The sequence below is a fragment of the Haloarcula pelagica genome (genome assembly GCF_030127105.1).
Classification (GTDB): Archaea; Halobacteriota; Halobacteria; order Halobacteriales; family Haloarculaceae; genus Haloarcula; species Haloarcula pelagica.
Window position 1 is genome coordinate 184629 of record NZ_CP126161.1, and the last position, 13474, is coordinate 198102.

At 68.0% G+C, this 13474-nt stretch carries 7 protein-coding genes; 2 read left to right on the forward strand and 5 right to left on the reverse strand.

Annotation, left to right across the window (positions count from 1 at the left end):
- Positions 1-7: 7 nt before the first annotated feature.
- Positions 8-1945, reverse strand: coding sequence for an alpha-amylase MalA (malA, locus tag P1L40_RS00925; RefSeq protein WP_284009434.1), 1938 nt, complete (start codon positions 1943-1945; stop codon positions 8-10).
- Positions 1946-2062: 117 nt separating this feature from the next.
- On the opposite strand from malA, the gene P1L40_RS00930 reads away from it, so the two are divergent.
- Positions 2063-6586 (forward strand): DUF7997 domain-containing protein, encoded by a 4524-nt coding sequence (locus tag P1L40_RS00930; protein ID WP_284009435.1) that lies wholly within the window; start codon positions 2063-2065, stop codon positions 6584-6586.
- Between the two features lie 21 nt (positions 6587-6607).
- On the opposite strand, the gene P1L40_RS00935 is transcribed toward P1L40_RS00930, so the two are convergent.
- Positions 6608-7111, reverse strand: a complete 504-nt coding sequence (locus P1L40_RS00935; RefSeq protein WP_284009436.1) for a hypothetical protein — start codon at positions 7109-7111, stop codon at positions 6608-6610.
- Between the two features lie 77 nt (positions 7112-7188).
- On the reverse strand, positions 7189-10047 hold the full coding sequence (locus P1L40_RS00940; protein ID WP_284009437.1) for a PAS domain S-box protein: 2859 nt from the start codon (positions 10045-10047) through the stop codon (positions 7189-7191).
- A gap of 238 nt (positions 10048-10285) precedes the next feature.
- Between P1L40_RS00940 and P1L40_RS00945 the strand changes: the two genes are divergently transcribed.
- The gene (locus P1L40_RS00945) at positions 10286-11053 is read left to right on the forward strand and encodes a hypothetical protein (RefSeq protein ID WP_284009438.1); all 768 of its coding nucleotides are present in this window, start codon (positions 10286-10288) and stop codon (positions 11051-11053) included.
- Between the two features lie 10 nt (positions 11054-11063).
- Here the strand turns inward: P1L40_RS00945 and P1L40_RS00950 are convergent, their stop codons facing one another.
- Complete coding sequence (locus P1L40_RS00950; RefSeq protein ID WP_284009439.1) at positions 11064-11837, reverse strand: CPBP family intramembrane glutamic endopeptidase; 774 nt, start codon at positions 11835-11837, stop codon at positions 11064-11066.
- Between the two features lie 370 nt (positions 11838-12207).
- Entirely contained in the window at positions 12208-13458 is a 1251-nt protein-coding gene (locus P1L40_RS00955; RefSeq protein ID WP_284009440.1) for a mandelate racemase/muconate lactonizing enzyme family protein, read from the reverse strand.
- Positions 13459-13474 lie beyond the last annotated feature (16 nt).

Below are 13474 nucleotides of genomic sequence, written 5' to 3' on the forward strand. Positions count from 1 at the left end.
GTCGTGGTTACTCCCCAGCGGGTAGGACGACGACGTTGTCGACGGTCGCGTCGCCGCCGGCTGCCGCCACGCTGTCACCGGACACCGCGTCGGTCGCGTCGACGGACTCGGCGGGGAACGAGACGGTGGCCTCGCCCTCGCCGAAGTGCAGCGCGACGACGTAGCGCTCGTCGGCCTCGCGGGCGTAGGCGACGACCTCGTCGCTGTCGGCCTGGTACTCGATCTCCTCGTAGTCGCCCTCGTACTGCAGGGCGGGGATCGAGTTGCGCGTGCCGGTCAGCGTCTTGTAGTACTCGCGGAGGTCATCCTGGGCGTGCTCCCAGTAGATCTTCCCGCGGCGGTTGCGCTCGCCGATCTCCTGGCCGGCGTAGATCATCGGGACGCCGGGCAGCGTGAACTGCGCGGCGGCGGCGGCCTCGGTGGCGGCCCGGCCACACTCCTCGACGTAGCGTGTCTCGTCGTGGTTCTCGATGTACAGCATGAAGCCGGCGTGGTCGGGGAACCCGGTGACCGCGCGCTGTCGGTAGGCCTCGGTCAGTTCGTCGGCAGCGGCGTCCCCGCGGCCGATCTGGCGCAGCGTGAAATACAGCGTCGTGTCGAAGTGGATGTCGAACGCCAGGTCGTGGAAGTCCGCGATGTACGGGATCGTCTCGTCGAGCAACAGGAAGTCGTCGTCCTTGCTGCGGAGACGCTCGCGGATCTCCTGCCAGAACGGGTCCGGGACGGCCCACGCCATGTCACAGCGGAAGCCGTCGACGTACTCGGCCCACTTGTCGACGGCGTCTAACAGGTGTCGCCGGACCTCCAGGTTCTCGTAGTTGAAGTTCGCGATGTACTCCCACTCGAAGTAGGTGCCGGGAGAGCCGTCGTCCTGCCACTCGTAGTAGTCGCGGTACTCCGGATCGCCGGCCTGGGCGCGCTGGAAGAACTCGTGGTCACGCGCCGAGTGGTTCAACACGAGATCGAACAGGACGTGCATGTCCCGGTCGTGGGCCGCCTCGACCAGGTCCTGGAACTCCGCCTCGGTGCCGAGGTCGTCGGCGACCGAGAAGAAGTCGGTGATGTTGTAGCCGTGGTCGTACCCGTCGTGCTGGAGGATCGGGGTGAGCCACAGCGTGTTGACCCCCAGATCCTGGATCTCGCCCAGGCTCTCCTGGATGACCTCGAAGACAGACTGGTCCTCGTCGGCGTCCTTGTAGCCGCGGACGTACACCTCGTAGAGGGTCATCCCCGTGCTCCACTCGGGGGGTTCGTTGAGGTTCTCGACGGCGCCGTCGGGGTGGACGCGGACGGTGTCGGGGACGCTGTACTGGTCGCCGATAGCGACGGCCCGGACCCGGACCGGTTCGTCGATCGAGGCGAGCGAGAACGTCGCCGCCCGGTGGCTCGTCTCGAAGTCCTCGGGGGTCGGGTCACGGTCGTCGACGACGAACTCCACGTCGAGCGTCTCGTCTTCCTCGTCGCTGCCGGGCGAGGTCTTGACCGTCGCACGCACGGTCACGATGCCGTCCTCGGTCTCGCCGCTCAGTTTGAGGCGGGGGCGGCCCCGCTGGTCCTCGCGGCTGGCGAGGTCGCCCGAGCGGGCGCTCCCGCTCTGACCGCCGGAGAAGCCGCTCATGCCGCTTTCACCGGAGCGGCCGGAGACGCCCGACTGGCCGGAGTAGCCGCTCGCGCCCGTCCCGCTGCCCGCGACTGCGGTCTCGGACGGGAACACCCGAAGCGTGAGGTGGTGGGTCGTCTCGGGCGTCGTCAACGAGGCGGTGTACTCGCCTGGTTCGTCCGGCGTGAAGTGGACGACCGCCTGGTCGTCGGGGAGGTCGGCGGCACTGTCCTCGGGTCGATCCGAGAGCACCCACCGGTAGGTCGCGGCAGGGTCGGGGTCACGCGGTGCGAGCTCTGTCGTCTCACCGACGGCGAGAAACCTCGGTGGTCCTGGATGTTGCATCTGTACGTGTACCCTGTCGGGACTGCCTAAAAGAGCTTTCTCAATCGGGTACTACGGGTGGTAATAAGACTCGCCTCCATCACAGGTGTTATGAATGATCTCCGCTCTCTCTCAACCATGCGCCTGCGAACAGCGCTCAACGACTACAAACGTCGCCTCGACGAGCCGTTCCCTGGCGAGGCCCCCACGACGACGGGGACCTTCTCGGGATTCGGCGACAGACTCGTCTACGTCGAGCGTGACGGATCGTTCCGTGACTACTCCGCGGAACTCTCCGGACTCCACGGCGTCGACCGCTCCCGACTGGGGATCGACACCGGCGACGGCGTCCTCTGGTTCGATCACGTCGAACCGATCCGACAGCACTACTACCGCGAGACGGCCCTCGTCGAGACGGAATACGACGCGGGGGCGTTCAGCGTCCACCAGTACGACCTGACGCTCGGTCGGGCACACCTCACCCACGTCGAACTCCGTGGGGAGGTTCCGCCCGACGCACAGTTGGTCGCGTTCATGACCCTCGCGCCGGAAGGCAAGGAGACACAGGTCAGCCGGCTCATCCACGAGTCGGCCGGCTACGACGACGAGCGGGTCGTCGAAGTCTACCACCGCCGCGAACACGATTACGTCGCCGCCTCGACCGAACTGGAGATGGCGATGGGCAACCGTGTCGAGACGATGGGTGAACTCCTGGACGACGCCGCGATCGAGTACCCGCGCGAGCACCACGAGGGCAAGCCCGATCAGGAAGCACTGACCGGCGACATCGTCGTGACCGCCGACCTCGAACGGGTCGGCCGGGCCGCGCGGACGACACTGGCGACCCAGCTTTCGGACCACGACGAGACGAGCCGCGAACAGGCACTCATCGACGTGACCCACGCCGCGCGGTCACACGCCTCCGTCGACGCGCTCCGGGACGCAGCGCTCGAACGCTCGATCGACGAGGTCCCGGAAGACACGCCCAACGCGGACGCGGTCACCGCCGACCTCCGCGCGCTCTCCCTGTTGACGAGTTCGAACGGCGCTCGGCTGGCCGCGCCCGAGTTCGATCCGTTCTTCGAACACACGGGCGGCTACGGCTACACGTGGTTCCGGGACGACAGCGAGGTCTCGGCCGCGCTGCTCGACGCCGACGACCGACTCGGACTCGACCTCGACGACCAACTGCTCGACAGCGCCATGCTGTACTGTCGAACCCAGCTCGACGACGGGACCTGGCCACACCGGATCTGGGCCGTCGACGAGCGGCTCGCCCCCGGGTGGGCCAACGAGCGGCTCGAAGGCGACGGCGACGGCTACCAGGCCGACCAGACCGCCGCCGTCACGACCTACCTGGCGGAACTGCTCGACGAGCGCGAGGACATCCTCGACGCCCAGGCCCGTTCCGAGATCGTCGGGACCATCCACGACGCCATCGGCGGCCTCGACGACGCGCTCGCCGAGAACGGACTGCCCGAGCGGTGTCAGAACGCCTGGGAGGACATGTCCGGCCAGTTCGCCCACACCACCGCGAAGTACCTGGAGGCGTACGCGACAGTCGCCGACGCGCCCCTGGAGCCGGGGCTGCGGGAACACGCCGCCACGCAGGCCGAGCGTGTCTACGACGCGCTGGACGAACTGTGGAGCGCCGACCGGGAGTTCTACGCGATGCGCCTCGACGACGGCGACCTCGACGAGGTGGCCGACTCCGCCGCGCTGGAACTGGCCGGCGCCGTCCGCGCCTACGCCGAGGTCGAAGCCGTCGACGAGGTGACGCTGACCCGCCTGCAGTCCCACGTCGAGAACGTCGTCGACGCACTGTATCGGGACACCGGCAACGGTGTCACCGGGCTGATCCGCTACGAGGGCGACGGCTGGCGGACGAACGAACAGGCCCACGAGAAGCTCTGGTCGGTCGCGACCGCACTGGGGACCACCGCAGCCGCCGAACTCGGGATGCTCCTCCGGACGGAGGGCAAAGCGGCCGAGGAGCCGCTCGACCTGGCCGGTGAGCTGTACAGCTATCTCCGGAACGACGGCCCGTTCGTCACGGACGCCGGCTTCCTGGCCGAGCAGGTGTTCGACGACGGGAACACCGACAGCGCCGCGCCGCTTGGCTGGAGCCACGCGGTCCGGCTCCGAGCCACGGCAGTCCTGCGGGACCTGGGCGCGCTGCCGACGCCGTCGGCACCGGAAGGCCCCGGTGACAGACCCCACTGGACGACCGGCGAGAAGTTCGGCGTCGGGACCGTCGCCGACCACCACAGCGACGGCTCGTCGAAGGTCTGGTTCACCCTGACAGAGGGTGCGCTGACCGAGGTCCGCTACCCCCGGATCGACACGATGAACCTCCGGACGATGGACTTCCTGGTCGTCGACAGGGACGAGGACTCCGACTACGTCGCTCGGACACACAACGAGGACCGCACCGACGACCACACCGAGACGATCGAGCGCTCGGTCGAACTCCTCGAGGAGGACGCCCTCGTCTACCGACACACCGTCGCCGAGACCGGCGACGGGCACGGTCACAAGTGGACGCTGGTGGCCGACTACGTCACCGATCCCGAACACGACGCCGTGCTCTCGAAGGTGACCTTCGAGGCCGACGACGACAGTACGTACGATGTCTTTACCGTCGCGGACACGGCGCTGACGAACACGGGCGACACCGACCGGGGCCTCCTGCTCGGCAAGCCCGGGGACTACTCGCTCGCGGCCCGGGACGCGGCCGCGTTCGACGTGCACGACGAGGACCCGCTACTGGTCGACGACGACGGCGAGCCGTTCAACGTCGCCGTCGCGCTGACCAGCGAGTCCGCCTTCGACTGGGCCTCCGCCGAAGTGGCCGGCACGGACCGGATCGACGGTCTGTTCGTCGACGGCGAGATCCCCCACTCCTCGAACGAGGTCGACGAGGAGAACGTCGTCCTCGTGGGCCGGATCGGCTCCGGCCAGTCCCTCAGCGAGACGGTCGCGCTCGGCTTCGCCGAGGAGTCGGACACCGCCGGCGCGCTCGGGGAAGCCGACGGCGCCCTCGCACGCGGGTTCGACACCGTCAGAGCGGCCTACGAGGACAGCTGGGAGTCGTTCCTGGCCGACAAGGAACTGCCGGCCTCGGTCGCCCACGACGAGGCGCTGACGGCCCAGTACAAGGCCTCGTTGATGGTTCTCCAGGCCTGCGAGGACAAGACGTATCACGGTGCGGCGATCGCGAGCCCGTCGGTGCCGTGGGGCGAGGTCGTCCCCGCCGACCGGCCGAAAGCGTACGGCTACAACTTCGTCTGGTCGCGTGACCTCTACCAGACGTTCACCGCCTTCCAGGCGGTTGGCGAACTGGAGACCGCTCAGGAGGCGCTGTCGTACATCTACGAGTACCAGCAGGACGACCAGGGGTTCATCCCGCAAAACACCTACCTCCAGGGACGGACCCGCTGGGGCGGCGAACAGATGGACAACATCTCGTTCCCGCAGGTGATGGCCTACCACCTGGCACAGCAGGGCATCGGCTTCGGCGACGCCGACTACGACTACAAGAACGTCCGTCGCTCCTCGGACTACGTGGTCCGGAACGGCCCGGTCACCGCCCAGGAGCGCTGGGAGGAGGAGTCGGGCTTCTCGCCGAGTTCGCTTGCCGCGGAGATCGCCGGGCTGACGTGTGCCGGCTGGCTCGCGTCCGAGACCGGCCACGAGGGCGACGCGCTCGTCTGGCACGCCGTCGCCGACGCCTGGGTCGACGAGGTCGAGGACTGGACCGCCACCGAGGAGGGGACCAGCGGCCTCGATCAGACGCCGTACTACTGCCGGGTCACCCGACACGGGGACCCCGACGACGGCTCCCGTCGGGCGCTGGCGAACGGCGGGCCGAAACTCGAAGAGCGGGCCATCGTCGACGCCGGCTTCCTCGAACTCGTCCGCCTGGGGATCAAGCCCTGGGACGACGAGACGATCCGCAACAGCGTCTCCGCGGTCGACGACACGATCCGCGTCGAGACGCCCCACGGACCGGCGTTCTACCGGTACAACGGCGACGGCTACGGCGAACTCGAACGTGATCCCGAAGGAGCACCGTGGCATCCCCACGAACCCGACGGGAAGGGTCGGCTCTGGCCGATCTTCACCGGCGAGCGCGGGGAGTACGAACTGCTGGCCGGCGCGGACGGCGACAACGCGCCCGACCGACTGCTGGAGACGATGGAAGGGTTCGCCAACTCCGGCCGGATGATCCCCGAGCAGGTCTGGGACGTTGAGCGACCCAGCGACTACAACTGGGAGTTCGGCGAGGGGACCGGATCGGCGACGCCGCTGGCCTGGTCGATGGCCCAGTTCGTCCGACTGGCCCACGGGATCGACAACGGCGAGCCGATCGAGACGCCCGAAGTCGTCCGGCAGCGGTACCTAGAGACCGAGCGACCCGCCGGCCCGGACCTGTGGGTCGACACGAACTACGAGTCCGGCGGACTGGTGGTCAGCGTCGAGACCGACGGCGACCTCGTCGCGATCAAGACGCCGGCCGAGACGACCGTCACCGAGCCCACGAGCGGGAAGTTCGTCGTCAGGCTCGATGTCGTGCCCGGTGAGAACCAGGTGACCGTCGCCGCCGCGACGAGCACCGACCTGGACACCGCCGGGACGACCGTCGAGCAGTTCACGCTCTGATCGGCCACGGCCGCGCGTTTTTCAGGCCGGACCGGCGCTCTGGACGAACAACACGCCCGTCCAGAGAAACGTCAACACGCCGGCGACCGCCATCGAGCGGGTCGCCAACCACACCGGCGCTGCGAGCAGGTAGCCAAGCGGCCGTACGGCTCCCGGGAGTGTCCCCGCCGTTCGGAGCAGCGAGGCAGTGTCGGTCGCGCTGGGCAGGGCGGTGAACCCGAAGGCGACACCGAGCCAGAGCCACACCCACTGGAGCGGGCCAGCAGTGGCGTGGAGCGCCCAGAAGGCCGCGAACGCGAGCACCGAGTTCACGGCGAAGGGGGCGACAGCGATCGGGAAATCCGCGGCGAACGAGTCGACCGGTTCGTGTTCCAGGAGGGCGTCGTCGGCCAGCGGACGGAGCGCGGGCGGCGAGTACACGTCGACATCGACCAGCCGACAGGCGACGTAGTGGGCGTACTCGTGGGCGAGGATACCGGGACCGACGACGACCGTGATGGCGAGGTTCGAGAGGGCAGGCGCCACGCCGTCGGGTTGGGCGGCCGAGCCAATGGCTCTATCGGAGCCTGTTCCGGACCACCGACCGTGGCCCGTCTCGCCGCTCACGCCGACGGATCGGTCACCACTTCGAACCGGACCCCGCCGTCGTCGCTCTCGGCCAGCGAGAGGTCCCACCCGTGGACCGACGCGATGCGGTCGACGATCGCGAGCCCGAACCCGGTTCCCTCGGTGGCCGTCGAGTAGCCGCTCTCGAAGACTGCCTCGCGTTCGTCCGGGGGAATCCCCGGCCCGTCGTCGGCGACGTAGAACCCGGACTCGGAGGGCAGCGCCCCGACGGTGATGGTCACCCCCTCCTCGCCGTGCTCCACGCTGTCGTCTCCCACCGGCCGACTGCCCGTGGAGCCATGCTCCACGCTGTCATCGGACCCCGTCCGATTGCCCGTCGAACCATGTTCGACGCTGTTCCGAAACAGATTTTCGAGGAGCTGTTTCAGTCGGCTCTCGCTGGCGGTGAGTTCGACGGACTCCGCGACCTGGAGCCGTGCCTCGTCGGTGGCGACGGTCGTCCAGCAGCGTTCGGCGACGGTCCCGAGGTCGACCTTGTCCATCTCGCCGACCGGGTGTCCCTCCCGGGCCAGCGACAGCAGGTCGTCGATGAGCTGTTCCATCCGACCGACGGCTCGGCGGCCCCGGTCGAAGTGCTCCTCCTCGCCCGTCTGTGCGGCCAGTTCCAGCGACCCGCTCACCACTTCCAGCGGGTTCCGCAGGTCGTGGCTGACGACGCTCGCGAACTCCTCTAGACGCTCGTTCTGGCGCGTGAGCTCGCGTTCCCGTTCCTGCAGGAGCGACTCGCGGTCGACCCGGCGAAGCGCGACCGTCAGCGTCGACGTGAGCAGGTCGACGAGCGCCCGGTCGGTCTCGTCGAAGGCGTCGGGGCGCGTCGAGGAGACGATGAACACGCCGTGGTCGGCGATCGGTTGGATGACGCCGCTCCGCGCCGGCGTGTTGCCGGCGAGTCGGTCGTGGTCGGCGGTGTCAGGGATGTAGAGGGGATCGCCGGCGTCGAAGGCCTCCCAGACGACCGCCGAGACAGGGTCGTCGTCCCGGCGGTGGTACCCCGGCAGTGGCTCGAAGGTTCGGCCGATCGGTTCGGTCTCGGTCAGTAGCCGGAGCCGCCCGTCCGCCTCGTCGAGAACGTGGAAGCCGCTGAGTTCCGCGTCCAGGATGTCCTGTGCCGTCTCGACCGCCACCTGCGCCGTCTCGGCGACGGTTTCTGTCTCCATCAGCGCCTGAGTCCGGCGCTGGATCGCTTCGAGGTTCCGGAGGTAGGTCCGTCGCTCGGTCACGTCCCTGACGACACAGATGAGGTACCCGTTGTCGAGTCTCGTCAGCGAGACCTCCTGCGGGAACGTCTCGCCGTCGGCCCGGAGTCCGGTAGCTTCGCCGAACCACTCCCTGTGTTCGGCGAGTTCGGGGAACACCTCGCGCTCGAAGCGGGCTTCCTCGTCGGGTCCGTAACACAGCCGCCAGCTCTCGCCGAGAAGCGCGTCCGGGTCGTCGTACCCGTACATCTCGGCGTGGGCCGGGTTCACGAAGACGTACCTGTCGTCGGTGTCGAGGATAGCCATCCCGTCGATGGCAGCGGTGAGCGCCTCGGACCGTGTCTCCAGTCGCCGTTCGCGCTCCTTCCGAGCGGTGATGTCGCGGCTGTTGACGACGAACTGGGTGTCCCCGTTCACGTTCGTCTTGCGCAAGTGGACCGCGACGGGAAACGTCGACCCGTCCGCCCGACGAAACTGTGTCTCCAGTTCGTGGCGGCTCCCGTTGTCCATCCGGTCCCAGAACGCCCGCGCTGCCGCCGGGTCCATCTCCGCGTCGACCTCCCAGACCGACATCCCGTCGAGTTCTTCGCTCGTGTACCCCAGCTGCTCGCGGGTCGTCCGGTTCGCGTCGACAAGCGTCCCGTCGGTGTCGTGGACGGTGATCATGTCGGGCGCATCGGCGAACAGCGCCTCCATACGGGCGGTCGTCCGGCGGAGTTCGCTCCGGATCGTCCGGCTGTGGATGGCGTGGGCGATGTCGTCGCCCAGGTCGGTCAGCAGGTCTCGCTCCGCCTCGTCGAACGCGTGGGATCGGTCCGCGTACACCACGAGCAGTCCGTAGCGCCGTGACTCGTAGTGGAGCGGAATCGCGGCGACGGACTGGAACCCGTACTCCGTGGCGGCCTCGCGCCAGGGCTCGAACGCCTCGTCGTCGTGGATGTTCTGTGAGACGGCCAGCGTCCCCGTCCTGACCGCCCGGCCCGCGGGGCCGTTCCCCGTCGGCGTCTCGTCGGCAGTTATCGTGATCGACTCCAGGTACTCGTCCGCGCCACCGCCCCAAGCGCGAGGCTCGATCCGGCCGGTCTCCTCGTCGACCCCACCGATCCACGCGAACGTGTACGGATCGGCGTCGCTGAGTATCTCACAGCAGTCCCCCTCGATGTCGGCCTCGGAGTCCGCCCGGACCAGCGCCCGGTCGACGGCCCTGACCACCCGGCTGACGCGTTCCTCGGCGGCCGCTCTGCGGGTCGCACGATACCGCTCGACGGCGTTCAGGACGCGGTTTGCCAGAAGATCGAACTGTTCCGTGTCGTCCCCTTTCGAGATGTAATCGGTCGCACCACCGGTCAGGGCCTTGCTTGCGACCGCCTCCGACCCTGCTCCCGTGAAGATGATAAACGGCAGGTCCGGGAACTCCTCGCGGACCCGTTGGAGGAGTTCCAGCCCGTCCGAATCGGGGATCTCGTAGTCGGAGATCACACAGTCGATCCGGGACGTGCACAGTTCGTCCAGCGCCGCGGTCGCTCCCGACACCGTCCTGACTCGGACGTTGCCGTCGACCTGGTCGAAGTGTTCGCGGGTTTCCGCGGCGAACTCCGGGGTCGGTTCTACGTGGAGAATTTCGACCGGGTCGTCCATACACAGTCAAACTCTGTATTGCTGATAAATACGTTCGGTCTAATTACAGGAACTGATACTCGGCGGTGTCAGCGAGCGCGGGACCGAGGTGTCCGGGTACCAAGGCCGTTTTTATCTCCGGGGTCGTTACCGCGACCGTAATGACCCCCCTCCACACGGAACTGACACCGGACAGCACAGCCGGTGATCGCCGTGAGCCACGGCGCCCCAAGCACGTGCGAATCGGGCGCTGATACCGATGGCAGACAGCGACCGGTCCGACGACAAGCCCGCGTCACTCCTGACCAAGACACAGCGGTCCCGCATCCGCGAGGCGTTCGCCGAACAGGACGAACACCAGCGCCGAAGGGACCAACGACAGATCCGCGAGCGGGTGCGTGCCGGGGTCACGGACTTCGAGGTGTTGGCGGACTACCCCGACCGTCAGTTCGAACTCGCCTTCGACGACCTCGACGAGGAAGCGTTGACGGCTGCGCTTGCCGACGCCAGACTCGTCACCGAACGGCTGCGATCCCTCCACGGAGTCGACCGCCAGGCGGTCGTCGATCGGGCCAGCGACCGCGCGAACGCGGTCTCACAGACGCTCGACGATACGGAGAGCCTCGACGGCGTGGAACTCGTCCCGGCAGCGACCTACCGACAGCAGGGCCGCGCGGCCGCGGCGGCCGAACACGGGAACCGCTGGGACGAGCGCGCCGACGGCCTGCTGAAGACCGCCGCCGTCGCCGCGTTACCACTGCTGGTCGGCTGGTTCGCCGATACGGTGACCGAACAGAACCTGCTAGCGACCCGAGCGGAGGTCTGGATCGTGATGGCTCTGTCCGCGCTGGTCGTCCTGACGGGGCTCGCGGGCGTCCTCCTCATCAAGGGCGCACAGGCGCTGAAACACGACATCATCCCCGCCTGTCGGCGGTTCCGGCGCGAACCGACCGCTGTGGTCGGCGACGCAGCGGCGTTGCTTCGACGCCCCGGAACGAGACTCCGGGCGGTGTGGGAGGAGCTCTGAGCGGCCGGCGTCAGAGCGGGGCCAGTTCCAGGACCAGCTCGTGGAAGGAAATCGTCCACGACATCGCGTGCGTGACCGCCGTCACGATCAAGTTCTCCGTGCGTTCGTAGGCATACCCCCACACCATCCCCGGGAGAGCCGTGGTGAGCCCCCAGCGGAGCGCACCGGCCGGCGCGACGCTCGGCGTGAGGAAGCCGATCAGGACGTGCATGAGTCCGAACAGGAGTCCGCCAAGCACTACCACGCCCGCCACGTCGAACGCCCGACGAAGCGTCCCCTGGACGATCCCACGGTAGACGAGTTCCTCGGCCGGGGCGGCAAAGAGGAACATCCCGACGAACGCGGCCGGCCACAGCAGCGGCCGGGTCGCGAGGTCGATACTCCCTACGGCAGTCCCCTGATCGGGATGTGGCAGTCCCAGGGCGGCCAACACCGGGGAGAGGACGACGCCCTGTGCCGCGAACACCAGCGGGATGGCGACGATCCAGGCGGCGTCTGCCAGCGTCGGGACGCGGAGTTTGCAGTAGTGGCCGAGGTCGCCGCGCCAGGCGAGAAACACGGCTGCGAAGGCCGCGAACCCGACCTGAACGGAGTGGAGCTTGAGGGCCCAGACAGCGGGGGCCGTCAGGACGCCGACGGCGCGGAGGACCACACCGGCAGCGACGATGCCGACGATTCCAGTCACCAACGCGACGACGGTGATGCCGAGCGCCGCCAGCCCGGCGCGGACTCGCGGGGGCAGCGAGGCACCGCTGTCGGACTCGCGGTCGGTTGCGAGGGTCACGGCTCACCTCCCCGTGGATGGGCACGCAGGCGGTCGCGAGCGGTGCTGTCTCTCCCTGATCGGGAGCGGAGTCGGAGTCGAATCGTCGACATCGCAGGTCGAGCCGAGGTGCGAGCCGCATATAACCCTGAACGGTCGTTTACCGGCGCTGTACGGCCGTACACCGGATATACTCGTTTCGGGAGTACGTCGGTGTACGGGCGTACACCGGGCTGGTGAACCCAGTTTCCGGGACCGTGGCCCTCCCCCGACGGCGTGCGATCTTAACGGCCGGACGGAAAAAATCGTCAACAGTGCGAGAATAGCGTGAACCGGGGTTACGCAGCGTCGACCAACGCGAATCGGCGATCCGCCGGCTCGACGAGTCGCTTCACTCCTCGTCGAAGAGGGTGTCGCCCTCGACCATGTGCTCTTCGACGGCGTCCATGTCGAGGGTGAGGCCGAGTCCGGGCTCCTCCGGAATCTCGATGTAGCCGTCCTCGATGACATCCTCCTCGACCAGGTCCTCCCACCAGCCGAGTTCGTAGGAGTGGTACTCGACGGCCAGCGAGTTCGGCACGGCGGCGCCGACGTGGGCGCTCGCCATCGTCGCGATCGGCGAGGAGACGTTGTGCATCGCGACCGGGATGTAGTACTGGTTGGCGACATCCGCGACCTTGCGGGTCTCGCGCATCCCGCCGACCTTCGGCATGTCGGGTGCGACCATGTCGACGGCCTGGTTCTCGATGAGGCGGCGTTCCTCGGTCACGCGGTAGCGGTTCTCCCCGACGGTGATCGGCGTCGTCGTGGACTTGGTGACCTCCTCCTGGACTTCGAGGTTCTCCGGCGGGACGGGGTCTTCGAGCCACCAGACATCGTACTCCTCGATGGCTTCGGCCAGGCGCTTCCCCGAACTCCCGCTGAACGTCCAGTGACAGTCGAAGGCCACGTCGGCCTCGTCTTTGACTTCCTCGGTGACTTTCTCGACGATCTCGGCCTTGTGGCGGATCTCGCCGGGCCGGAGGTGGCGGTTCGCGCGGTCTTTCTCCAGGCCGCTGGGCACGTCCAGGTCGAACTTGAGGGCGTCGTAGCCGAGTTCGTCGACGACACGGCGGGCCTCCTCGGCGCAGGCGTCGGCGTCGGCCTCTTCCTCGGTGTGACAGTCACAGTAGACGCGCATCTCGTCGCGGTACTTCCCGCCCAGTAGCTGGTAGGCCGGGACTTCGAGGATCTTGCCGGCGAGGTCGTGCAGCGCGACCTCGATACCGGCGATGGCGGTGACCGTGACGCCCTCGACGCTCCCTTCACCCGACATCTTCTGGATGAGGTGCTCGTAGAGGCGGTCGATGTCCAGCGGGTTCTCGCCGACGACGAACGGCTTCATCCGCTCGATGAGTTCCGGAACGCCGGCGCCCCAGTAGGCCTCGCCCGTCCCGACGATGCCGGCGTCGGTGTAGATGCGGACCAGTGTCCACGGGAAGTTCCCGTCGACCATCGTGGTCTGGACATCGGTGATCTCGACATCGCGGCCGCCACCGCGTTTCGCGGTGACGCCCATCGTCTCCGCCGAGAGTTCGCGCATCGTGTACTCCGCGTTCGGATCGTGCAGGTCAGCGTAATCCACGTCGTTTGCCTGTCCCATGACAGGCCATTGCTAC

Coding starts and splice junctions, on each gene's coding strand:
- malA (WP_284009434.1), bottom strand. CDS start 1,945: ATGCAACATCCAGGACCACCGAGGTTTCTCGCCGTCGGTGAGACGACA.
- P1L40_RS00930 (WP_284009435.1), top strand. CDS start 2,063: ATGCGCCTGCGAACAGCGCTCAACGACTACAAACGTCGCCTCGACGAG.
- P1L40_RS00940 (WP_284009437.1), bottom strand. CDS start 10,047: ATGGACGACCCGGTCGAAATTCTCCACGTAGAACCGACCCCGGAGTTC.
- P1L40_RS00945 (WP_284009438.1), top strand. CDS start 10,286: ATGGCAGACAGCGACCGGTCCGACGACAAGCCCGCGTCACTCCTGACC.
- P1L40_RS00955 (WP_284009440.1), bottom strand. CDS start 13,458: ATGGGACAGGCAAACGACGTGGATTACGCTGACCTGCACGATCCGAAC.